Origin of the sequence: Allosphingosinicella sp. (genome assembly GCF_035626655.1) — a bacterium.
In the GTDB taxonomy this organism is placed as follows: domain Bacteria; phylum Pseudomonadota; class Alphaproteobacteria; order Sphingomonadales; family Sphingomonadaceae; genus Allosphingosinicella.
In genome coordinates this window covers 81048-103504 of the sequence record NZ_DASPNF010000002.1, presented here as the reverse complement: position 1 = coordinate 103504, position 22457 = coordinate 81048, and the positions used below count along the sequence as shown (strand labels likewise).

At 66.3% G+C, this 22457-nt stretch carries 23 protein-coding genes and 1 tRNA gene; 12 read left to right on the top strand and 12 right to left on the bottom strand.

Translation table 11 applies throughout. The features are described from left to right. Positions 1-46: 46 nt before the first annotated feature. Positions 47-943 (top strand): LysR family transcriptional regulator, encoded by an 897-nt coding sequence (locus VEC11_RS01255; RefSeq protein ID WP_464128433.1) that lies wholly within the window; start codon positions 47-49, stop codon positions 941-943. 255 nt (positions 944-1198) lie between these two features. Further along, positions 1199-4471 carry a PAS domain S-box protein gene (locus VEC11_RS01250; RefSeq protein WP_464128430.1) on the top strand — a complete coding sequence of 1091 codons (3273 nt, stop codon included), beginning with the start codon at positions 1199-1201 and terminating at the stop codon, positions 4469-4471. 405 nt (positions 4472-4876) lie between these two features. Here the strand turns inward: VEC11_RS01250 and VEC11_RS01245 are convergent, their stop codons facing one another. Next, positions 4877-5566: a hypothetical protein gene (locus tag VEC11_RS01245; protein WP_464128427.1), complete on the bottom strand. Its 690-nt coding sequence runs from the start codon at positions 5564-5566 to the stop codon at positions 4877-4879. Between the two features lie 940 nt (positions 5567-6506). Continuing rightward, positions 6507-6731, bottom strand: coding sequence for a hypothetical protein (locus VEC11_RS01240; RefSeq protein WP_464128425.1), 225 nt, complete (start codon positions 6729-6731; stop codon positions 6507-6509). A gap of 185 nt (positions 6732-6916) precedes the next feature. Here VEC11_RS01240 and VEC11_RS01235 point away from each other — a divergent pair, with 185 nt between their 5' ends. Both VEC11_RS01235 and VEC11_RS01230 read left to right on the top strand, forming a co-directional pair. After that, on the top strand, positions 6917-7546 hold the full coding sequence (locus tag VEC11_RS01235; protein ID WP_464128423.1) for a hypothetical protein: 630 nt from the start codon (positions 6917-6919) through the stop codon (positions 7544-7546). Beyond that, on the top strand, positions 7536-8714 hold the full coding sequence (locus tag VEC11_RS01230) for a tyrosine-type recombinase/integrase (RefSeq protein WP_464128420.1): 1179 nt from the start codon (positions 7536-7538) through the stop codon (positions 8712-8714). Before VEC11_RS01235 ends, VEC11_RS01230 begins: the two co-directional genes overlap by 11 nt. A gap of 51 nt (positions 8715-8765) precedes the next feature. On the opposite strand, the gene VEC11_RS01225 is transcribed toward VEC11_RS01230, so the two are convergent. Next, a tRNA-Tyr gene (locus tag VEC11_RS01225) sits at positions 8766-8852 on the bottom strand. 92 nt (positions 8853-8944) lie between these two features. Between VEC11_RS01225 and rlmB the strand changes: the two genes are divergently transcribed. Further along, positions 8945-9679, top strand: coding sequence for a 23S rRNA (guanosine(2251)-2'-O)-methyltransferase RlmB (gene rlmB / locus VEC11_RS01220; RefSeq protein ID WP_464128418.1), 735 nt, complete (start codon positions 8945-8947; stop codon positions 9677-9679). Between the two features lie 94 nt (positions 9680-9773). On the opposite strand, the gene VEC11_RS01215 is transcribed toward rlmB, so the two are convergent. Continuing rightward, positions 9774-10091, bottom strand: a complete 318-nt coding sequence (locus VEC11_RS01215) for a 2Fe-2S iron-sulfur cluster-binding protein (protein ID WP_464128415.1) — start codon at positions 10089-10091, stop codon at positions 9774-9776. A gap of 85 nt (positions 10092-10176) precedes the next feature. Here VEC11_RS01215 and VEC11_RS01210 point away from each other — a divergent pair, with 85 nt between their 5' ends. Beyond that, positions 10177-10803 carry a DNA-3-methyladenine glycosylase family protein gene (locus VEC11_RS01210; protein ID WP_464128412.1) on the top strand — a complete coding sequence of 209 codons (627 nt, stop codon included), beginning with the start codon at positions 10177-10179 and terminating at the stop codon, positions 10801-10803. Here the strand turns inward: VEC11_RS01210 and VEC11_RS01205 are convergent. Together VEC11_RS01205 and VEC11_RS01200 are read right to left on the bottom strand one after the other, a co-directional pair. Next, complete coding sequence (locus VEC11_RS01205) at positions 10800-10967, bottom strand: hypothetical protein (protein ID WP_464128409.1); 168 nt, start codon at positions 10965-10967, stop codon at positions 10800-10802. The two genes, VEC11_RS01210 and VEC11_RS01205, sit on opposite strands and share 4 nt — an antisense overlap. Positions 10968-11020: 53 nt before the next feature. Further along, a complete protein-coding gene (locus VEC11_RS01200) occupies positions 11021-11488 on the bottom strand; it encodes a hypothetical protein (protein WP_464128406.1) in 468 nt (155 codons plus the stop codon). Positions 11489-11559: 71 nt separating this feature from the next. Between VEC11_RS01200 and VEC11_RS01195 the strand changes: the two genes are divergently transcribed. Then, positions 11560-11967: a hypothetical protein gene (locus tag VEC11_RS01195; RefSeq protein ID WP_464128403.1), complete on the top strand. Its 408-nt coding sequence runs from the start codon at positions 11560-11562 to the stop codon at positions 11965-11967. A 3-nt stretch (positions 11968-11970) separates the two neighbouring features. Here the strand turns inward: VEC11_RS01195 and VEC11_RS01190 are convergent, their stop codons facing one another. Next, positions 11971-12300, bottom strand: a complete 330-nt coding sequence (locus VEC11_RS01190) for a 4-fold beta flower protein (RefSeq protein WP_464128596.1) — start codon at positions 12298-12300, stop codon at positions 11971-11973. A 198-nt stretch (positions 12301-12498) separates the two neighbouring features. On the opposite strand from VEC11_RS01190, the gene VEC11_RS01185 reads away from it, so the two are divergent. Further along, positions 12499-12981, top strand: coding sequence for a hypothetical protein (locus VEC11_RS01185; protein WP_464128400.1), 483 nt, complete (start codon positions 12499-12501; stop codon positions 12979-12981). A 126-nt stretch (positions 12982-13107) separates the two neighbouring features. Here the strand turns inward: VEC11_RS01185 and VEC11_RS01180 are convergent, their stop codons facing one another. From VEC11_RS01180 to VEC11_RS01170, 3 genes are all read right to left on the bottom strand, one after another. Further along, positions 13108-13806 carry a pirin family protein gene (locus tag VEC11_RS01180; RefSeq protein WP_464128398.1) on the bottom strand — a complete coding sequence of 233 codons (699 nt, stop codon included), beginning with the start codon at positions 13804-13806 and terminating at the stop codon, positions 13108-13110. A gap of 135 nt (positions 13807-13941) precedes the next feature. Then, positions 13942-14628 (bottom strand): glutathione S-transferase family protein, encoded by a 687-nt coding sequence (locus VEC11_RS01175; RefSeq protein ID WP_464128396.1) that lies wholly within the window; start codon positions 14626-14628, stop codon positions 13942-13944. A gap of 11 nt (positions 14629-14639) precedes the next feature. Then, positions 14640-15263, bottom strand: a complete 624-nt coding sequence (locus VEC11_RS01170; protein WP_464128394.1) for an FMN-dependent NADH-azoreductase — start codon at positions 15261-15263, stop codon at positions 14640-14642. Between the two features lie 108 nt (positions 15264-15371). Between VEC11_RS01170 and VEC11_RS01165 the strand changes: the two genes are divergently transcribed. The 4 genes from VEC11_RS01165 to VEC11_RS01150 all read left to right on the top strand — a co-directional run bounded on the left by VEC11_RS01165 (position 15372) and on the right by VEC11_RS01150 (position 19888). After that, entirely contained in the window at positions 15372-16316 is a 945-nt protein-coding gene (locus VEC11_RS01165; RefSeq protein WP_464128392.1) for a LysR family transcriptional regulator, read from the top strand. A gap of 85 nt (positions 16317-16401) precedes the next feature. After that, the gene (locus VEC11_RS01160; protein WP_464128389.1) at positions 16402-17703 is read left to right on the top strand and encodes a hypothetical protein; all 1302 of its coding nucleotides are present in this window, start codon (positions 16402-16404) and stop codon (positions 17701-17703) included. 86 nt (positions 17704-17789) lie between these two features. After that, on the top strand, positions 17790-19619 hold the full coding sequence (locus VEC11_RS01155; RefSeq protein ID WP_464128388.1) for a DUF885 domain-containing protein: 1830 nt from the start codon (positions 17790-17792) through the stop codon (positions 19617-19619). Next, positions 19619-19888 carry a DUF3297 family protein gene (locus VEC11_RS01150; protein WP_464128386.1) on the top strand — a complete coding sequence of 90 codons (270 nt, stop codon included), beginning with the start codon at positions 19619-19621 and terminating at the stop codon, positions 19886-19888. The genes VEC11_RS01155 and VEC11_RS01150 overlap by 1 nt, the downstream gene beginning before the upstream one ends. 33 nt (positions 19889-19921) lie before the next feature. Here the strand turns inward: VEC11_RS01150 and VEC11_RS01145 are convergent, their stop codons facing one another. Together VEC11_RS01145 and VEC11_RS01140 are read right to left on the bottom strand one after the other, a co-directional pair. Further along, positions 19922-21973, bottom strand: coding sequence for an alkaline phosphatase D family protein (locus tag VEC11_RS01145; RefSeq protein WP_464128384.1), 2052 nt, complete (start codon positions 21971-21973; stop codon positions 19922-19924). A 154-nt stretch (positions 21974-22127) separates the two neighbouring features. After that, the gene (locus VEC11_RS01140; protein ID WP_464128382.1) at positions 22128-22430 is read right to left on the bottom strand and encodes a helix-turn-helix domain-containing protein; all 303 of its coding nucleotides are present in this window, start codon (positions 22428-22430) and stop codon (positions 22128-22130) included. Between the last annotated feature and the right edge of the window lie 27 nt (positions 22431-22457).

Sequence of the window (22457 nt, the reverse complement as noted above, 5' to 3'; positions counted from 1 at the left end):
CGTCTGACGCGCTATATTGCGACCCCACAGAGGGGAAAATCGCCCGATGCCCGACCTCAATCTTCTGCATACGCTCGATGTCTTGCTTACCGAGGGAAGCGTCACACGGGCGGGCCGGCGGCTGCGGCTCAGCCCCTCAGCGATGAGCCGCGCCCTGGCTCGCCTTCGAACGGTCACCGGGGACCAATTGCTCGTTCGGGCGGGCCGCGGCCTGGTGGAAACCCCGCGGGCAACGGAGATGAAGGCGAAGGTGAGGGAGCTCGTCGAGGAGGCGCAAATCCTGCTTCGCCCCGCTGATCGGCTGGAGCTTGCCACGCTGCAGCGGACCTTCACGTTGCGCACCAGCGACGGCTTCGCTGAAACATTCGGCGCACCCTTGATCGAACGGGTGCAGCAGGAGGCACCGGGCGTTCACCTTCGCTTCGTGCGCAAGCTGGACAAAAGCAGCGAGGGTCTACGCGCCGGGATTGTCGACCTGGAGACCGGCGTGGTTGCCGGCACAAGCGGACCGGAGATCCGCACGCAGGCGCTGTTCGTCGACCGTTATGTGGGCGCCGTTCGCAGCGACCATCCCCTCTCCCGCACCAGCGTCGGCGCGCCCGACTATGTGGCGTGGGGCCATGTCATCGCATGGCGGCAGGGGCTCGACCTTGGCGAGGTCGACGATGAGCTTCGGACGCTCGGCCGTGCCCGGGAAATCGTCGCTACAGTGGATGGCTTTTCAGCCGCCCTGGCACTGGCGCGGGGCTCTGATCTCATCGCGACAGTACCGGATCATCACACCGCCCGCTTGCGCGATGGCATGTACACCTTCCCCGTTCCGGTCGAGACTCGAGACTTTACGATCTCGCTCCTCTGGCATCCGCGCCTGGACGGCGATCCGGCTCACCGCTGGCTGCGAAACACACTGCACTCGACGTGCCGCGCAGAGCTCGGCAGCTAGGTACGCTTCATTTTTCTCCACCCGAGCAGCGACATCGCCCTGCTAGCATGCGGTGATAATTGCCGAGGAAACCGATATAGGCCGCTTGATCGCATCCGGTGGGCTGTGCAACCGAAGCTCGCCATTAGGGAGGGTTTCACAAATCCGGCAGCGACAGGGATCAAAGGATAGGAAAGTGCGTATTGGAGCTGGAAGTCTGGCCTATTCGCGCCGGACCCGTCCAGTGCGCCTGAACAAGCGGTCGCAGGGGGTTCCATGAATGATAAGATGCGGACCTTTGCGAAGCACGAGAGGGGCCGGAAGAGGAACCCCTCCGAAAGCCTCGATGACTTCTTCGAGAACGGCACGGTTGGCCTGCACCTGGTCGCTGGCGATGGAACGATCCTAAGGGCCAATCGCGCCGATTATGAGCCTCTCGGCTACACCGCGGAGGAGTATGTCGGGCACCATATAGCGGAGTTTCACGCAGACCAGCCTGTCTTGGAGGATATCCTTGCCCGCCTTTCGCGGGGTGAGCGGCTCGACCGGTATCCCGCACGCCTGCGGGCGAAGGACGGGTCGATCCGGCACGTTGAGATCACTTCAAGTGCCTGCTTCAGCGAAGGGGCATTCGTGAACACGCGCTGCTTCACGATCGATGTATCGGACAGGATAGAGGCCGCTGCCGCTCTTTCCGAAAGTCAGGCGCGTCTCGAGCTCGCAACGCAGGCGGCGGAGATCGGTATCTGGGACTGGGACGTCGCGAGCGACCGGATGACATACTCGCCACGAGCCAAGGCAATCTGCGGTTTCCCGCCGGCGCAGGACATAACCTACGAAGACGCGCGGCGGGTCACCCATCCCATGGACTATCCCCGCACCTCTGCGATGGCGCGTCGCGCGCTCGATCCATCCATTCGCGAGAACGCTCCTTACGAATACCGCATCCTTCGCCCCGACGGGGAAGTCAGATGGGTACTCGCGCACGGCTCAGCGGTGTTCGAGGAATTCGAGGGTGAGACCAAGGCCGTCCGATACGTTGGCACGTTACAGGACATCACAGAGCGCAAGCGCCTGGAGGAGTCGGAACGGGCAACCGCGCGTCGGCTTGGACTTGCGATCAGTGCCGGGAAGATGGCCGTTTGGGAGCTCGACCTTCGCAACGATGAGCTCGTCCCCTCCGCCGAGCTCTACCGCCTTCTCGGCTTTCCCGAGGGCGCCAATCCGTCGACGGAAGAGCTCCGTGCCCGCTACTTTCCCGGCGAACGTGAACGCCTTCAAAAGCTTGGTGCGGAAGCGCTCGCGCGTGGGGAGCGCAGCCTCGAAGCCGAATTCAGATATTGCCTGCCGGACGATTCTGTTCGCTGGCTGTGGCTTCGGGCGGAAGCCGTCTTGGATGAGGACGGCAAGCCGGCGCGAGCAATCGGCGTGCTCATGGACATCAACGAGCGGAAGCAGGCCGAGATCCGAAGGCAAGTGCTTGTGGAGCTTGGCGATCGACTGCGCGAGCTGGAGGACCCGGCCGAGCTGGCGTTCGCTGCGGCGGAGACACTTGGCCGCGCACTGAACGTGAGCAGGGCAGGCTACGGCTCGATCCATCCGGCCTCCGAGACGATCACCATCGAAAGGGACTGGACCGCTCCGGGTGTCGATAGCTTGGCCGGGACGCTCCGATTCCGGAATTATGGCTCATACATCGATAACCTGAAACGCGGCGAGACGGTCGTGCTGGCGGATGCACGGAAAGATCCCCGGACGGCAGCCACGGCTGACCGGCTAGAGGCGATCGACGCCCGCGCGCTGGTGAACATGCCGGTGAGCGAACGAGGCGGGCTTGTCGCCCTTCTCTACCTGAACCATGCGGTCGCCCGGCAGTGGACGGCTGACGAGCTCGCATTGATCAGAGAAGTTGCTGAACGGACGCGCACCGCGGTTGCACGGCGTGAAGCGGAAATGGGTATTCGGGAGCTCAACCGGGACCTCGAGCGCCGGGTCGACAAGGCGCTCGCGGAGCGCAAGCTCTGGGCGGATGTGTTCGAAAGCTCCGATGCCCTGATCGCCGCGTTCGCACCGGGCCGGCGCCTTCTCGCCTTCAATGCGTCCTACGCGCGCGAGTTCGAGTTAATCTACGGCGTGCCGCCAAGAGCGGGAGACAGTCTTGACGACTTGCTCGCCCATATGCCTGATCAGCTCAGGATGGCCTGCGAGCTCTGGGACCGCGCCCTTGCCGGCGAGGAATTCGCGATCACTGCGGAGTTTGGCGATCCTGAGCGCGAGCGCCCATGCTATGATGTGCGCTTCAACACGCTCAGGGATCGCACCGGGGCGGTCATTGGGGCCTTTCTGTACGGCAACGACGTGACCGAGCGCGTGCGCGCCGAGGCAAAGCTGGCTGAGGCGGAGGCGGCGCTCCGGCAGTCACAGAAGATGGAGGCGATGGGTCAGCTAACGGGCGGCGTGGCCCACGACTTCAACAACCTGCTGACGCCGATCGTCGGCAGCCTAGATCTGCTGCATCAACGCGCGCTGGGTGGGGAGCGGGAACGCCGGCTGATCGAGGGAGCGCTGCAATCGGCCGAGCGGGCGAAGACACTTGTGCAGCGGCTACTTGCTTTTGCCCGGCGGCAACCTCTTCAGCCGAGGTCGGTCGATCTCTCAGAACTGGCCGGGAACATGGCGGAACTAATCGCCAGCACCTCCGGCCCACGGGTGAAGGTCAGCGTCGACGTCCCTCCCGACCTGCCGCCTGTGCAGGCTGACCCCAATCAACTCGAGATGGCAATCCTCAATCTCGCGGTCAATGCGCGAGACGCAATGCCCGACGGGGGTTCTCTCTCAATCGCAGCGTGCGAGGAGATGGTTTCCGATGCCCATCGCTCCGGTCTGCCGCACGGCCGATACATACGGCTTTCCGTGGCTGACACTGGAATTGGGATGGACGAGGAGACGTTGAAGCGTGCCGTCGAACCATTCTTCAGCACCAAAGGCGTCGGTCGTGGCACTGGGCTCGGCTTGTCGATGGTGCACGGTCTAGCAGCACAGCTCGGCGGCGCCGTCGCGCTCCAGAGCAAGCCAGCGGTCGGAACCTGCGTGGAGCTTTGGCTTCCGATAGGGACAGGCAGGGACGCGGCGATGGAAATCGTGGCTGAGTCCGGGAGTGCGTCCGCGGCCGGGACAGTCCTGCTCGTCGACGACGAGGAGCTCATCAGGCTCAGCACGGCGGACATGCTCGGCGAGCTCGGTTACGCCGTGGTCGAGTCCTGCTCAGCGGAGGAAGCACTGAGCCTCGTTCAGGGGGGGCTGCACTTTGATCTCCTTGTGACGGACCATCTGATGCCAGGGATGACGGGAACGGATCTGGCGCGCAGGCTCCGGGAAGCCCGGCCTTCCCTCCCCGTGCTTGTCGTATCGGGCTATGCCGAGGCGGACGGCGTTGCGCCGGATCTGGCGCGGCTCACGAAACCATTCAGGAGGGCCGAGCTTGCGGCGGCGCTCTCCGGGCTCGCACAGCGCAACGCCCCGACAACCTTCGGGCGCGGCAGCGAATAAGGACAAGGAGCTGCGGGAATGGCCGCAGCTTCTTGTAGCGGCCGTCGCGCTGATTCGGTGCTCGCCGGTGCTGATGGCGCTGGGTGTTCGTAACGGTCGGCGCGGCCGGTTCGCCGGGGTTGAAAGCGGAGGTTGGCGCCGGCTTTGTGCTTACAAGCCCACCGCGTTCACCTTGTCTCAGCTCTGCGGCCGAGCGTCGTGCGATGCGGAGGGGTCTGGCGCCGGTAGAACACCTCAACCCATGCCCACCATCACGGGCCATTGCCTCTGAAAAATTGAGGCAAAACCTGCGGCGGTGAAATTTATGGGAGCGCACCGGTGTCCGCAGACCGGGTTGTAGAGTTTTCACCCTCCCCCTCCGACCGCACTCAACGAGGCATTTTCGTCACTCACGGCGGAGATAAACTAATGAACAGTGTCTGGAGCGGGCGGCAAATCAGCGAATGGCCTAACGGTTTTTGCCATCAGCTTTCGCCGTATAAGTGGGCGCACTGACTCGTTGAATGCCTCCACGTCGCGAGCTTGCGCGGCAAGGATGAATTCCACGGCATCTAGCGTCCTGTTCAGCCAACCTTCTGCTTCCACCGCGGTACACGCCATTACGACCACGATTAGTTGCTGGCGGTAGACTTCTCCGCCAGGCTGAGAGTCGACCGTGCATGGCGCGGATGCCGGCGCCAACGACCACAGCTCAGTGTCGCCTTCGTAGGGGATCTTGTAGGTGAACTGATAAACGGCCTCCCTGGTATTCTCCACGAAGCCGCACCGCGTCACTTCGAGGGACTGCCGATCAAGCATAAGCCGCAGCGGACATAGGATGATTGCTAGCGCAAACCGCTCTACCAATTTTGACCGATCATCATCCGCCGCCGTAGTGGCGATCAATCGGTCAAGGTGTTTCAACCTCCGGTCAAATTCAACGGCAATTTCGTAGGTTGCGAACAGCGACCGCTGAAAGAGTTCTGCGTCGGCGTCTACGTCATAACCTCGCGACGCCCTTGCACCCGTGGGATATGATCCCGTTGGCGCTCCCTCGTCGCCCGCGCAGTCGCCTATTTGAGATTTGCTGCGTCGGGCGTCGGCCGATTCAGTCATCTAACTATCTACGAGTTTTGATCGGGCGCTCGAAGGGCACGTTCCGCCGCTTCCGCTCGCGGAAAGACGCACGCCAGCCGGACGCGGGCCTCGTCGGGGAGCGCCCCCCGACTGGCTAGGAATTTTGAGAAGGTGCCTTGTGGGATGGCGGCCTGCCGAGCGAGCCTTCCCTGGGAGCCGCGTCCAAACAGAACGACATGCTGCCGAGCACGACTTCTGAGCTCGTCGGGCGACGGGGCGACGGAGACGCAATGGCTCGCCGTGGCACCGCCACCAGTTTCTCCTGCCCCAAATCGTCCCGGCGCAGAGCGGTTAGAATGGTAACTTATATGTGTTGCGGTAGTCGCAAATGAACCAGATCGAGAAATTGGCGGATCTGCGCGTGATCCATTCTTTTCCGCTGCGGCCATCGCAACAGAAGCTTTCTTCTGATTTGCGACCGTCGCAACAGAATGGCTTGGCACGATTGCGGTGATCGCAACGCGCTTTTTTCGGTGAGTGCCTGCGTCGCCTGCCCGCCATTGAAGGTACTCATGGGAAGCCGGCCGCGTCTCCGTTGGGATGAAGGTCAATCGATATTCGCGGGCCAAGCGGCAGCCGCGGGGGTGATCCTTCATCAACTCGACAAAGCCCCGAAGGATAAGGCCTCTCATCGCAAGTGCGTTCGCAGCATGGTTTTGGCAGTCCAAGCTGTGCGCAAGATCAATGGAACTGAGGATTATCCGACCGTTGTTGAAGCCATTGTGTTTGAGGCACAGTACGATGAGAACGCATTTCTCGCGGGTCGATGCCGTGCGAAAAGCCTCGCTGCTGATCACGCAGTGGGGCAACAGCATGAAGCGGCCTCCTCGAGCGTCTGGTCGCTGCGAACCGCTACTCCTTCTTGCGCGCATCCCATTAAATCTCCCGCGCGAGGTGCCGGATCACGTCAGCGAGAAGGCTACATGGCGCCCATGAATTCCTGCACTTCTGTCCACTCATAGAAGATGCGCCCCTGAATTTTTTGCGGCCGCGGCCCGATGCCGAGTCGTGCCCATTCGGCGAGCGTCTTGGGCGTCCGCCCCATGGCCTTGGCCGCGTTCTCGCGGTTTACCTTGCCGCTGGGCAGGATCAGTATCCTCACCATCGACGCCGGTCCTGGATCGAAGCTGACTTCGCTCTGCATTTCCTCCGCCTTTCCGCTGCTTTATGCGTCTAGTGTGTTACTAAAGGTTCCTATAGCTGCGCGAGGAGGCTTGCACAAGAGGGTTGTGGATGTTACGCAGAAACCCAAGAGGAGATCACGTTGTGGCTGAGAAACTAGGAGGTCGCCCACGCCACGGAGCGGAGGCGAAGAAAGCTCCCCTGAACATGCGGACCGATCCGGAGTTGCGTAAGCGAATAGAGGCCGCGGCTCGGAATCGTAACCTCTCGCTCACTCAGGAAGTGGAACGTCGGCTCAGGCAATCATTCATCCTCGAGAAAGCCGGTCCCGGGCTCGAATTCATGGCACACATAACGGTGCATTCTGCGGAATGGATTCAGCGGCATACAGGCGAAAGGGTCACACGCAGCCGCGTCGGCTGGGAAGCCCTCAGGCTCGTCAGCATGTACTGTCTCAAGTTGTTGCGGCCTCTGGAAGACCTCGATGCAGACAGATACCGACAAGAGCTTGGAGAGCTTGCACTGCGTCAACGCGAGCTTCAGGATCGCGCCAGTGAGGTCAACCAGCGATATAGCGCACTCCAGGAACGAGGCGAGGACGCGTCGCAGGCGGCCGCCGAATATGGCTCGATCCAGGATGAACTGACGCTTCTGAAGGCTCGCTACGCGGAACTAAGACCGCTCTACGATAAGGCACGCGAGGAACTGACCGACGTCGAGAAGAGGGCGGGCGAGCTCGCGAAGGAAGCAATCAGCGTAACTCACGCGTCAACGATCGCGGCTTTGCGCGCCGCCGAGGAGGCCGCCATGATCCAGGAGCAGATAGATGGCGCTTAAGTTCGCGAAGCTCACGCGCGATGCCGTTCGACGCCTCGAGCGAGGCCGCAAGATCCATGAACATGGGATCATTGCGAAGCGGGAGCATGACGGCGATGTTCGGTTCAGCGTCAACTTCATGGTAGACGGAGCCAGAATACACCGGGTGGTCGGGCGCGAGTCGGAAGGCGTGACGCGCAACCAGGCTGAACAACTGGTAGAGAAGTTGAGAACCGACGCGCGCGCGGAGCGACTAGCATTGCCCCAAGGCCGCAAGTTGCATCGGCGGTTCGATCAAGCATCCGCCGAATATCTGGAGAAGATGAACGAGATCGGAGGGAAGGACCTCGCCAACAAGCGCCGTCACCTTAGCAGCTATCTCATCCCGCATTTCGGCAGCGACCGATTGGACCAGCTGACGGCCTTTGCCTTGCAGCGATACCGTAAGGCCCGCCGGGACAATGGGGCGTCCGACGCCACCGTGAACCGAGAATTGGCGACATTCCTGCACTTGATGAACCGCGCCATCGAATGGAAATGGATCAAGGCGGAGCAGAAGCCGAAAATCCCCCGCGTTCCCGAGCAGCGTAAGGCACGTCGCGCACTTTCACCGGCACAGGCACAGGCGCTATATGACGGCGCTCTTGCGGACCATGACCCGCGGCTCTGGTTGTTTGTCCTGATCGGCCTTGGCACCGGCATGCGGCACGGCGAGATATTGTGCCGTCGGTACGACGAGATCGACTGGGAGCGCAGTCGATTTGAGATCGGCAAGGCCAAGGCCGGGGCGCGTCTCCAGCCGTTCCCGGCGTCGGTGCGCCAAGGCCTTTTGCGCCAGCGAGCCATGGAAGATGATCAGGATGGCTGGCTATTTCCAGCGGGCCGGAAGGACTGCAAGAGGCCGCACCGCACCGCTATGGATGACGGCTTTCGCCGCGCCGTCATCCGTGCAGGTCTGGACCCGGCGAAGGTGACGCCGCACCTGATGAGGCACACCCTTGTAACCAACCTGTCCGAGACGACGGACGTCGCGACCATCCAGAAGATCAGCGGTCACAAAACGGCGGCAATGGTTATGCACTACACCCACGTCAATGATGAGCGGATCGACAACGCCCTGAGTGTGATGGAGGCCCGTACGCTTGGCGGGATTACACCAAAATTACACACGTCATTCAACGTCGCGTAATCCCTTTCCCCGCGCGGCATGCAAGAACGGCGGTTTCGCGCCGTTCCTTTATGGTGGACAGGGCTGGATTCGAACCAGCGTAGGAGCAACTCCGGCAGATTTACAGTCTGCTGCCTTTAACCACTCGGCCACCTGTCCAGGGGCCCGGCGTTCGGGAAGGCGGTCACATGGCGAAGGTCCGCCCCGGTGTCAACGCTTGCAACCGGCAGGCGTGCCCGTCATGGAGCGCCATGCGACGCAAGGCCCGCCAGGCGACAAAAGCCGAGAACCGCCCCCGTTTCTGGGGCCGCCACGCCGTGGCCGCGGCGCTCGAAAATCCGGACCGCCACATCCACCGCATCTGGATCACGCGCGAGGCGGCGGCGCAATATGACATCCCCGCCTCGATCCCGGTCACCTATGCGGACGGCGCCGATCTCGGCCGGCTCGTCCCGCGCGACGCGCCGCACCAGGGAATCGTCGCCGAGGTCGAGCGGCTGGAGGACATCCTCCTCGCCGACCTGCTCGACCAGGCGGAGGACCACAAGCCGCTGCTCGTGCTCGACCAGGTCACCGATCCGCACAATGTCGGCGCGATCCTGCGCTCGGCCGCAGCCTTCGGCGCGCTCGGCATCGTCACCCAGGACCGGCATGCGCCGCCCGAATCCGGCGCGCTCGCCAAGGCCGCCTCCGGCGCGCTGGAGACCATGCCCTGGGTGCGCGTCGTCAACCTCGCACGGGCGCTGGACGACATGGCCGCGGCCGGCTTCTGGCGGATCGGGCTGACCGGGGAAGCGGGGCAGACGCTGGCCGAGGCGCTCGGTCCCGCCCGCGTCGCCCTGGTGCTCGGTGCCGAGGGCGAGGGGATGCGGCAGAATACCGAGGCGCATTGCGACGCTCTGGCGCGCCTGCCGATCAGCGGGATCGAAAGCCTCAACGTCTCCAACGCCGCGGCCGTCGCGCTGTACGCGGCAAGCGTCGCCTGACCGTCATTGCGAGCGCAGCGAAGCAACCCAGTGCGGCCTCGGACGTAAGGGCTGGGTTGCCGCGTCGCTTCGCTCCTCGCAATGACGGGGAGTTTTAGTCCTCCGGCGCGATCTGGACCCTGAGGCCGTCCAGCTCCGCCGTGTAAAGGATCTGGCAGGAGAGCCGGCTCACCTCGACCTTGTGGTCGGACGTGTCGAGCAGATCGTCCTCGTCGGCACCCCGCTGCCCGGTCCTGGCGAACCAGTCCGGATCGACATGGACGTGGCAGGTCGCGCAGGAGCAGCAGCCGCCGCAGAGCGCGAGCAGTTCGTCGAAGCCGTTGTCGCGGATATTCTCCATCACGCTCCAGCCGACCTTGCCCTCGATGGTGCGTTCGGTGCCGTCGCGGGTCACGATCGTCAGGCTGGGCATGGTCATCCTTGAAAGCAGGAAATGGGGAGGCGTTCGCCGCGCCCTATGCTAGGCGCGTCGCCTCTGTGCAAGACGGGAGCGGATTTTGGGGATTTCGAAGGCGGACCTGGAGACCAGTTTGAAGGCGCTGGCCGCGATCGAGCCGGCCTTCGCGCCCGCGCTTGAGCGCGCCGGCGTGCCGGAGCCCCGCACCGGCGAGCGCGGCTATGTCACCCTGCTCCGCGCGATCGTCGGCCAGCAGGTCTCGGTCGCCTCGGCCAATGCGATCTGGAACAAGCTCGAGGTCCAGACCGGCGGCGCCCATGACCCGGAACGGATGGCGCGGACCAGCGACGAGGGCCTGCGCGCCGCCGGCCTCTCCCGCCAGAAAATGGCCTATGCGCGCAGCCTGTCCGAGGAGGTGCTCTCGGGCCGGCTCGACTTCGACGCGCTCCCCGCCGACGACGAGGAAGCGATCGCCCGCCTCACTTCAGTGAAGGGCATCGGCCGCTGGACGGCCGAGATCTACCTGCTCTTCGCCGAGGGCCGTCCGGACGTGTTCCCCGCGGGCGACCTCGCCGTGCAGATCGAGCTCGGCGTCATCCTCGGGCTGGAGGAGCGACCCAGCGAGAAAGCGATCCGCGCGCTGGCCGAGGGCTGGAGCCCGCACCGAGGCGCGGCGGCGGTCTTCGCCTGGCATCATCGGCGCATGGACAAGGTGCTGGCCGACTAGTGAAACAGGTCCTTCAGCCAGGCCACACGCTGCCGGGCTTCCGCTTCAGCGGTGTCGACCGAGTCGTAGACACCCGCGTCGATCGACATCGGCCCCCACTCCATGCGTCGCCTTTCCTGCCGCCGATAGGTGAAGCGCCCGTCCGCGCGGCGGATCAGCAGCACGCGGCGGTCGCCCGACGGATGCGGGATTTCGCGGACGACTTTCTCGGCCCCGCCTAGTCCCGCTCGCCCCGTCTGAAGCCGAAGCGCGGCGGCTCGTTTGGGTCGATGCCCGGTGGCGGTGGCCTCGACCAGCGCGGCGGGGCGACGGCGGTGAGGCGGAGCGGCTCGCCGCCGGTTATGACGAGCGGGCGGTGCAGCTCCATCTCGGTCTCGCCGAGGCCGCTGACCGCGACCCGTACCCGGATGTTGCCGCCATGGACGCATTCGACGTCGATCGGGCAGCGTGTGTCCTCGAGGATGGCGAGCGGGCGCACGCGGAGGCTGCCGACCGCGACCTCCTCGTTCAGCCGCGCGGTGACCGTGCCCGGCTCCCGGAACGGCCGCTCGACCGAATCGACCATCGCCTGATATTCTTCGGAGAGCGGCGCAGCCGGCCCGGGTCCGGGCTCGACCGGCGCGTTCGTTCCCGCCGGCGCGCCCGCGCAGCCCGCCAGCGCCGGCAGCAGCCACAAAGTCCGCATGGGCCTCTCCTTCGCCGCGCATGATAGCGCCGCTTGCGCGCAGGGCGAAGCGGGAGGATAATCGCGCCGCCATGAAGCCCTTCCAGCTTCTCGCCCTGTTCCTCGCGCTCGGCTGCGCGCAGGCGCCCGCGCAGGACAATCAGACCGTGCCGCAGCCCGCCGCTCCGGCCACGCAAACGTCCGGCGCCGAGGCCGAGCAGGAGGCGATCATGACCCGGATCGAGCGCGAAATCCGCCTGCCCGCGGGCGCGGCGCCGCTCGCTTCCTATGCCCGCTTCTACGCCTGGCAGGAGCGCGAGGACGGCCGGCGCAAGGTGATCGGCGTCTGGCTCGGCGCCGGCGAGCGGACGCCCGGCCGCCGCTGGGCGACGGAGAACGAATTCCCGCTCATCCTCGACGGCGGCTGCGGCCTGGTGACGCTCAGCTACGACGCCGACGCGCAACGCATCGAGCACGTCACCTGCAACGGCGACGCCTGAGGCCTACTCCGCGGCCTCGCGGTAGAAGCCGGCGCCGCCGGTCTCGCGCAGATCCTGGAAAGCGTCGGTATAGCCGTACTGGACGACCGCGCGCAGATTGTAGCTGCTGGCCGCCGGCGGGCGCCGCGGCGGCACCGGTGCCGGCGGGATCAGCCGCGGCCGGCCCTGCGGCCGTCTCACTACCATGTCGCGGAACCACTCGCCCACATAGGTGCCGTCGAACCGGTGCACCCGGCAGCCGACGATCCGCCCCAAAGGCTCTCCGGTCATGTCGTAGATGGTGGTCTCGAAGACGAAGCCGACGGGCTCGCCGTCGGTCGAATACACATACATCGCCACTGATACTTGTCCCCGCACATGGCGGAGCCAACCCTGCCCCGCCCGTATGCGCGATCCTGTCGCATAGAGGGGCCGGTGGAAAGCGACATTCGTCGCCGCTGCGACGACTTGTTTTCCGGGGAAGGCGGGCGGAATATAGAGGCCGGCCGGAGCGGCGCGGCAGCGCGCCAAGTCGTTGCAGGAGCGTTACAAATGCGAAGAATCGTTAACCTCTCGCTGATCGCGGTGGCGCTCGCCGCGGGTCCGGCCCTGGCGCAGCCCGCCGGCACGGCGACGCCGCCGCCCGTCCCGGCGCCGCCGCCCGCCAATCCGCCGGTGACGACCAACCCGCCGCCGACCAGTGCCAACCCGCCCGTGGTCACGACGCCGCCGCCCGAGGTCGAGACGCCGCCGGAGAGCCCGCCGGTCAACCAGCCCGTGCAGCAGGCCCCGGCGCCGGCCCCCGAGCCGATCGAGCTGTCGCCGACCGAGCCCTATCCGAACGGCCTCGCCGATCCCTCGTTCGACAACATGGCCCAGGCCGACAATGACCGCGGCGGAGGCGGCTTCCCCTGGGGGCTGCTCGGTCTGCTCGGCCTGCTCGGCCTCGTCCCCTGGCTCAGGGGCGGGCCGAAGACGATTTACGTCGAACGGGAAAGACCGCGGCCGGGCCAGGATCCGAACCGGCCTCAATAGTCACGAACGGGAGCAAGTCCCGTTCGGGCTGAGCCTGTCGAAGCCCGCTCCTTCACTTGTTCGGAAAGAAAACAGGCCCTTCGACAGGCTCAGGGCGAACGTTGTTCGCTATGTCGATCGCAGCGCTTACCGCGCGTCGACCAGGACGAGCTCGGCGTCCTCGAGCGCGGTCACCGTGACCCTGTCCACGCCGGTGATGGCGACCCCGTCGCGGGCCTCGGCGCGGACGCCGTTCACCTCGATCGGCCCCTGCGTCGCCACCAGATAGGCGTGCCGCGAGGGATCGAGGCTCAGCTCCGCGCTCTCGCCCCTGGCCAGGGTCGCGCCGAGCACACGGGCGGCGGAGTTGATCTTCAGCGCCTCCGCATCCTCCTCGTAGCCGCTCGCCAGGGTCACGAACCTGCCCGAGCGGTCGGCCTTCGGGAACTTCGCTGCGCCCCAGCTCGGCTCGGCGCCGGGCCTGTCGGTCTGCACCCAGATCTGGAACAGGGTCGTCGCCTCGTCCTCCAGATTATATTCGGCATGCTGGACGCCGGTGCCGGCGCTCATCACCTGCACGTCGCCCGCTTCGGTGCGGCCGCGATTGCCCATCGAATCCTGATGGGTGATCGCGCCGGTGCGGACATAGGTGATGATCTCCATGTCCCGGTGAGGGTGCGGCGGGAAGCCGGTCTTCGGGCCGATCCTGTCGTCGTTCCAGACCCGGATCGCGCCCCAGCCCATGCGGGCCGGATCGTAATAATCGGCGAAGGAGAAATGGTGGCGCGCGTCGAGCCAGCCATGGTCGGCATGGCCGAGCGTCGAGAATTTGCGGACGTCGATCATCTCAAGAATCTCCTGCGACGGATGTAGGGAGCCCCTTCCCATGTGGGGAGGGGCTGGGGGGTGGGGGGAGTCGGGGATGCACTCTTCCGGCGGTTGAGGGCCGCAGGCCGCCCCACCCCCGTGGGCTTGTTCAGTTCAGGCGGCCAGCGCCGGCCGGATCAGCCGGCCCAGATGGCCGTCGCGCCGGACGATAAAGGCCGCCAGCGCCTCCGGATAATCCGGTGCCACCGCCGCGGCGACGCTTTCCCGCGCGGCGAGCGCGGCCCGCCAGGCGGCGACCTTCGGCCTGCCGCCGAGGATGCCGTGCTCGAGCACCCGGTCGAACAGGTCGAAATATCGGAAGACCGGGCCGAAAGCCGCGTCGACGAGGCCGAAGGCGGCGCCGCCGAACCAAGGCCCGGCGCCCAGCTCCGCCTCGAGCCGGGCGAACTTCCCGGCCAGCGCGTCACGCTTCGCGGCGAAGGTCGCGGCGTCGCCGGCATAGAAGCCGCTGATGTCGGCAAGCGTCGCGGAGGCGAACTCGATCCAGGCCCGATGCCGCGCCCTCGTCAGCGGATCCGCCGGATGCAGGCGTGGGGCCAGCACCTCGTCCAGATACTCCGCGATCACGGCGGATTCGAACAGGACTTCCTCGCGCCCATCCTCTTCGGTCACCACGAGCACCGGCACCTTGCCGAGCGGGGATAGCCTGAGGAACCAGTCCGGCTTGTCGGCGAGGTCGATGTCGACCCGCTCGAAAGGCACGCCCTTCTCCGCCAGCACGATCGCCGCCCGCTGGACATAGGGACACAATTTGAAACTGATCAGCCTGTACTTCGCCATGACCTGTCTCCTCACGCTGCCAGCGGCAGCGCGTCGCGGGCGATCAGGCCGAGCGCTTCCGCGGCCTCCTCGATCGCCTGCCCGGCCGCCTCCGGTCCGAAGGCCAGCTTTTCGGCGCGGATCCAGGCGACGTCGTCCAGGCCGATGAAGCCGAGCATGGCGCGAAGATAGGGCTCCTGCCCGTCCATGACCGACCCGGGGCCTTCGCTGTAGAAGCCGGCCCGGCTCAGGATCGCCACCGTCTTCTTGCCCTTGAGCAGCCCTTCCGGCCCGTTCTCGGTGTAGCGGAAGGTGACGCCGGCCCGGGCGACATGGTCGAACCAGCTCTTCAGCGTCGAGCTGATTCCGAAATTGTACATCGGGCTGGCGATGACGATCACGTCCGCCTGCTGCAGCTCGGCGATGAGCTCGTCGGACAGGTTGCGGGCTTCGAGCTCGGCCGGCGTCACGGGCGCGCCCTTGATCGCCGCGACGGTCTCGTTGGTGAGGTGGGGCAGCGGATGCGCGCCGACGTCGCGGGTCACGATATTGACGGCCCGCTCATGCTCCCGGACGGACTCGACGAAGCGGCCGACCAGGCCGTTGGACACGGAGGCGTCGCCATTGGCGCTGCTGCTGACTACCAGGATGTTCATCTCAAATCTCCCCTTCGGGTGAAGCTTGGCATTGTGTTGCGAAGCGGGAGATAAGCGCCTAGATGTGTTGTCGGAAGCTCACCAAAGCGCATCATGGTGTTTCGTAATATGCAACGCTCATCCACCGACATCGTCGACGTCCTTTCCTTCGTCCGGGTGGCCGAGACCGGCAGCTTCGCCCGTGCCGCCGAGCGCATGGGCCTCAGCAAGCCGGTCCTCTCCCGCCGCGTCGCGCGGCTCGAGGACCAGCTCGGCGCGCGCCTGCTGACGCGGACGGCACGCGGCGCCCAGCCGACCGAGATCGGCCAGGCTTATTATGCCCGCGCCGCGAACATCCTCGCCGAGCTGGACGCGGCCGAGGAGGTGGTCGCCGAGGCGGTCACCCAGATTGCCGGCCCGATCCGCCTGACCGCGCCGCTCACCTTCGGCGTCGCCCATCTCGCCCCGGCGCTCGCCGATTTCGCCCTGGCCAATCCCCGCGTCGAGCTGGACGTCGAGTTCGAGGACCGGACCGTCGACCTGGCCGGTGGCGGCTATGACATGGCGATCCGGATCGGGCGCCTGCAGGACAGCGCCCTGATCGCCCGGCGCATCGCGCCGGTGCGCAAGCATGTGGTCGGCAGCCCCGCCTATCTCGAGGCCCATGGCCGCCCGCAGCGCCCCGCCGACCTCGCCGGCCACAGGATCCTGCTCTACGCGCACGAGCAGTGGCGCTTCCAGGTCAATGGCCGCTGGGACACGATCCGCACCACGCCCGCGCTCCGCAGCAACAATGGCGACATGCTGCTCGCCGCCGCCGAGGCCGGGCTCGGCCTCGCCTTGCTGCCGAGCTTCATCGCCGCCTCCGCGATCGAGCGCCGCACGGTCGAGCCGATCCTGCTCGATTACCCCGCCGAGGAAGGCGCCCTCCACGCCGTCATGCCCCCCGGCCGCGCCGTCACTGCCCGGGTGCGGGCGCTGGTCGACTTCCTCGTCCAGCGCTTCGGGCCCGAGCCGAGCTGGGATCCATGCTGGCTGGCGCAGGAAGGCGCGCGGCCCACGACCGGCACTTAGAACCTATTTGGTTGTAATGTAGGATTTGGCGTCGTTCAACCTGGTTCCCGCTCATCCGAGTCGGGTCATCAGAGGAGAATGACCAATGCCCCCCACCTTCACTGGCAATCCCAGTTTCACCGGCAGCGGTACCGGCGCCGTCAGCAGGCCCGCGGCCGATGTCCTGGACGAGGTCGTCTACGCAGCGAATTTTTCCGGCTATGACGAGAGCGGGGTCTCCGACAGCTCCGCCGCGATCATGGCCGCAGATGCCGAGGCATGGGCGAGCAACAAGGAGCTGGTGCTGACCGGCACGCCGCGGATCACGAACAAGCTGATCCTCACGATGCCGACCCGCTGGCGAATGCCGGGCCAGCACTTCAAGCCGGGCTTTTTGTATGGCGGCTCCTACATCATCAAGGATGGTGCGCTTCACGACGACGCGATCGAGATCCCGCCCGAGGCCTATGGCACCATATTCGACAGCGTCGCGATCCTCGGCGAGCAAGGCAATACCGGCGACGGCTTCTATGTGACCGGCAACAGCGTCCGGCTGATCAATTGTGCCGTTCAGGGCATGGGCGGCGATGGGCTTCGAGTGGGCTCCAAGACAGCAAACCGGCCTAGCCCGGCCCTTGCCTACAATGCGGACTGCTTCCGCGCAGTCGATTTCTCCGCGGGCCATAACGGTCGGGACGGCATCAACATCGACGATCTGAGCGGCGTCACCAATGCCAATGCCATCCAGCTTCTCGGGCCGATGAGCTTCAGCAATGGGCGTCACGGCATCTTCGTGGACAACGCGATATTGGGCAATGTCATCACCTGCCCGCTGGCAGAGGGCAATGTCGGCTGGGGCATCTATTGCGGCCCCAATGCGCTGAACAACGTCTTCCTCGGGGGTGACGTGGAGGGGAACCAGGCAGGGCAGATCTATGAGGACCAGCGCTTCGCCAACCGCTTCATCGACGTGGTGAACCAGGGTGCGCAATATCATGACCGCCTGCAGAACGGCCATTTCACGCCGGTCGTGTCCGGCTCGACCACGGCCGGTTCCGGCACCTATATCTTCCAGCGCGGCTATTACACGGTCACCGGCCGGGCCATCCAGTTCCTCATCGAACTGCAATGGTCCGCCCATTCGGGCGGCGCCGGCAACATGATCGTGACCGGACTGCCGTTTGCGCGGGACGCAGTGGACTCGAACATCCCCAATTTCGTGCCGGTCGATGTCGTGGCTGATGGCTTCAGCCTTGCGGCAGGCGACCAGATCGTCGCCCGCTACAATCACAATGCCGACATCATCCAGATACTCGTCTCGAACGGCGGCACTCTGAGCCATCTCAGTGTTCCGGCGACCGGGACCCTCTATTTGCGCGGAAACTACATCCCGGCCTATCCTTCCTGAGCCGATGCGAAGGTCCACCGGCATTGCCCGGTGGACCTCTTCGCCGGGGGCGCTAAGAAGCGGTCTCCAACAGGGGATCCGCCACCGTGAAGCTCCATCTCCCGCTTGCCGCCGCCCTGCTCGCCGCGACCGCCGGCCTCGCGCTCGCGCAGCAGCGGCCCGCCGCGCCCGCGCCCGCCGCCGCCCCGTCCGAGGACGCCCGGCTCACCGCCTTCCTCGACGCTGCCTTCGACGAGCAGAATGCGACCAACCCGCAGACGCTCACCCAATTGGGCAGCCGCCAGCTCTACGACCGGCTGAACGACTACACGATGGCCTGGCGCCAGCGGCAGCTCGCGCTCGAGGAGCGGCAGCTCGCCGAGATGCGGCGGCGCTTCAACCCGGCCCGGCTCAGCCCGGCCGGCCGCCTCTCCTTCCGCCTGTTCGAGAAGGAGGTGCTGGACGACCGCGAGAACTGGCGCTGGCGCGATTACGGCTTCCCGGCGACCAACAATGGCAGCCCGATGGGGAACATCCCCGTCTTCCTGATCAACAATCACCGGATCGAGAGCGTCAGCGACGCCGAGGCCTATGTCTCGCGCCTTCGCGAGGTCGAGCGGGTGATGCGCGAGATCGGCGCGAACATGCGCCGCCAGACCCGGCTCGGCATCGTCCCGCCCGCCTTCAACTTCGCGCCGGTGCGCGAGGACGGCCGCCGCGTGCTGACCGGCGCGCCCTTCACCGACGGCCCGGACGCGCCGCTCTTCGCCGACTTCAAGGCCAAGGTCGGCCGCCTCCAGGTCCCGCAGGCCGAGAAGGACCGGCTGATCGCTGCCGCCCGCGCGGCGCTGACCGGCCCGTTCCGCCGCGGCTATGATTCGATGCTCGCCACCCTGGCCGCGATCGAGCCGCGCGCCCGCGGCAATAACGGCGCCTGGAGCCTGCCGAACGGTGCCGCTTATTACGCGCATCGCCTGCGCGTCTCGACCACCACCAACATGACCGCCGACCAGATCCACCAGGTCGGCCTTCGCGAGGTTGCGCGCAACCATCGGGAGATGGAGCGGATCAAGCGCCAGGTCGGCTTCACCGGCACGCTCACCCGGTTCTTCGCGCACATCAACAGCAGCGCCGAGTATAAATATCCGAACGATCAGGCGGGCCGGGACGCCTATCTCGCCGATGCCCGCCGCGCGATCGCCGAGACGATGGAAAAGGCGCCGCGCTGGTTCCGCCGGTTGCCCCGGGCCCCGCTGGAGGTCCGCGCGGTCGAGGCCTTCCGCCAGGAGACGGCGGCGGTCGCCTTCTACAACCGCCCCTCGCCCGACGGCTCCCGGCCCGGCATCTTTTACGTGAACCTCGCCGACATGAACCAGGTGCTGAAGCCGCAGGTCGCCGCCATCGCCCATCATGAGGGCGCGCCCGGCCACCATTTCCAGATCGCGCTCGCCCAGGAGCTGCCCAACGTGCCCAAGTTCCGGCGTTTCGGCGGTTATGGCGCCTATACCGAGGGCTGGGGCCTCTATGCCGAGGGCCTGGCGAGGGAGATGGGCCTCTATCACGACCCGATGAGCGAGTTCGGCATGTATTCGACGCAGCTCTGGCGGGCGATCCGCCTCGTCGTCGACACCGGCATCCACCGCTATCGCTGGACCCGCGAGCGGGCGATCGACTATTTCATGGAGAACGGCCTGCTCTCCCGCCGCGACGCGACCAAGGAGGTGGAGCGCTATTTCAACAATCCGGGCCAGGCGACCAGCTACATGGTCGGCCAGCTCAAGATCCTCGAGCTGCGCGACCGCGCCCGCGCCGCGCTCGGGAACCGCTTCGACATACGGGACTTCCATGCCGTGGTGCTCGAGAATGGCTCGGTGCCGCTCGACGTGCTGGAATCGCTCGTCAACGACTGGATCGCATCGCAAAGGACGACACGCTGATGGCCGACACGCCGCCCCCCGACCGCCTCTCCAACAATCCGCGCAGCCCGCATTTCGACATGGACGCGCTGCGCCGCGGCGTCGGCATCCGCTTCAAGGGTCGCGAGCGCGAGGATGTCGAGGAATATTGCGCCTCCGAGGGCTGGATCAGGGTCCAGGCTGGCAAGGCCGTCGACCGCCACGGCATGCCGGTGACGGTGAAGCTGAACGGCGAGGTCGAGACAAGGTGGCGCGACGAGGACGAGGGCGGCTCGGACGACGAGAGCTAGCCTTCCTCCCCATCGTGCGGATGGGAAGGAAAATCAGGTCGTCGGTCCGGTCGACAAGGGTGGCGTCCCCTCCAGCACGCGCTGGCTGAGCCGCGGCGCCTCGCCCGCGCGCCACAAGGGCACACTATGCGTGACCCGGTAGGTCAAAGGCCCGCCATCGGGCGTGGTCGCCCGCTCCAGCGGCCAGGGCACGCAGACGAACTCGGTCTCCAGCGCGTCGGCGCTCACCCGCACGACGGAATAGCCGTTGCCGTTGAAATCCCCGAAATCGATGTGCGGCGACACCTCCGGGTTGGAGAGCGCCCGCGCGGCGGCGGGGTCGCCCGTTTCGTGCAGCTTCAGCGACGCCCGCACGCCGTGCCTGATCGTCATGTCGATCGCCGAAACCATCGTCCCGTCCGGCCGGTCGTGGATGATCAGGGGGCGATGCGGCCGGTCGCGCGGCAGGGTCAGCGCCATGACTTCGCCCAGGGACTGCGCCGAGATCGCGCCGGTGATGAACTCGACCCCGACCGGCTCGAACGCATGCGGCGGCAGGTTCTTTGAGAAACGACCCGCCCAGAAGCTGTGCTTGTCGCCGCCCACGATGGCGAGGCCGGTAATGCCCTCGTCCTTCAGCAGGTCGGCGATCTCGCCATGGTCGAGATTGTTTCCGCCCTGCATCAAGCCGTAGCCGGCTCCCGCCCAGCGCGCGCGCAGCGCCTCGGGCAGGTTCTGCACGTCGAACCGGAGGCGCATGGTGCCAAGGCTATGGCCCCAGATTTTCCAGGCCTTGCGCGAACCGCGCAACTGCGCCTTCAGCCAGGCCTTCTGCTCGCTGCCGAGATAGGATTGCCGCGGCTTGTCGCGCTGGGGATTGGGCAGGTCCTGGCCGCCATAACGCACCGTCGCCGGCGCGCCGCCGGGACGGTCGCGGCCATCCTCCAGAATGTCCGAGACCTCCTCCGGAATCACCAGCGGCACGCCCGGCGCCGGAAAGGGATAGTCCGCCGGCTTCCCCATGAAGCTCCGGTTGTCGGTCAGGATCAGGTCGGCATTGCGCCCCCAGCCAAGCGTCCGGTTGATCGCCAGGCTCCGCACCGCGGCGAGATTGTTGGGCTCGAGCCCGAGGCCGAGATCGTCGAACCGCTCGACCGCCGCATCCTGCACCGCCGGCGGCGCGAAGCGGTCGAACACCACCCCCCGCGCCTGCCGCACCCGGGCCGGCTGATATTCGAACCAGGCCTGGTTGGCCGCGACCTTCTTGCTCTGGGCCGGGCGGACCTGGCCGTTGAACACCTGCTGGCTCTGCCAGGCCGTCCAGGAGAATTCGTGATTGTCCCAGACGGGCACGAACGGCCAGCGGGCGCGCGCGTCCTGCAGATCCGGGTCGGTCAGATAGGCGCGATAGGCGGTCCGGTAGTCGGCGAGGTCGACCGGCACATGGAAATCGGCGATCCGCTCGCCCCGCGGATAGCGGATCAGGTCGCGCAGCCGCCGGCCGCGCTTGATCCCGCCCTCGATCTCGTCCGGATACCAGACCAGCTCGTAGAGGAAGTCGCCGAGATGGAGGACGAAGGACAAACGGTCCTCCGGCGCCGCCCTTTCGTCCTCCCAGATCATCCGGCGCCAGGCGTTGCACGCGCCCTGCGCCACGTCCTGGCAGCTGACGAAGGCGAAGCGGAACGGCCGGCCGTCGTCCGCCGCGGGTGCGGTCACCGTCCGCCCGACCCGGCTGCCATTGCCGGCCTCGTCGACGAAGCGGTACCAGTAGATCCGGCCCGGCCGCAGCCCGGCGGCGAGGATCCGGCAGGTCCAGTCGGTCGCCGCGTCGACCTGCGCGGTGCCGCGCGCGGCGATCCGGCGGAAGCGCTCGTCCTCGGCCACCTCGACGGTCAGGCGGTGGGCCTGCGCCCCTGCCTCGGGCGCGCGCCGCGTCCAGAGGATGACGCTGTTCGCGTCGGGATCCCCCGAGGCGACGCCCTGCGGATAGAGATCGCGGCGCTCGCGCCAGCGTGGGGCGGCCTGCGCGCGGCCGGGTCCGAGGGCGAGGCTTGCGCCGAGCGAGGCGGCGAGCGCGGCGAATTCGCGGCGGTTTATCCTCATCATCGGCTCCTGACCCGAAGCGCGGGCTGAATCCCGGATGTTTCGACCAGCCTGCCCCGCATGTCGACGGACGGCATGCGCCCGGGCCGCCGCTATCCCGATGATCGTTCCTGCGAAATTGGACGGGTTTGGGACTCTCGAGGATCCCGGGAGATCAGTCCCGCCGCCACGGCGTCTTCACCTCATAGACCGGCGCGCTCGTCGGCCCCGCGCGGCTCGCCTCGATCAGTCGCCGCCGCTTGAGGTGCCGCACCGCGCCCTGCACCGCGGATTTGGAGAGGCCGGTCTGCGTGGCGATCGTCTGCAGGCTGGCGCCGATCCGCTCCCGTCCCTCGCCGCGGCTCATCCGCCACAGCCAGAGATAGACGAGGAAGGCGGAAGGCGCGCGGTCGTGTCCGACCAGGTCGCGCATCAGCACATCGCTGACATAGGAATCGAGCGGCACCGGCCCTGACATGACTGTCACTATAGTGTTTATCGAACC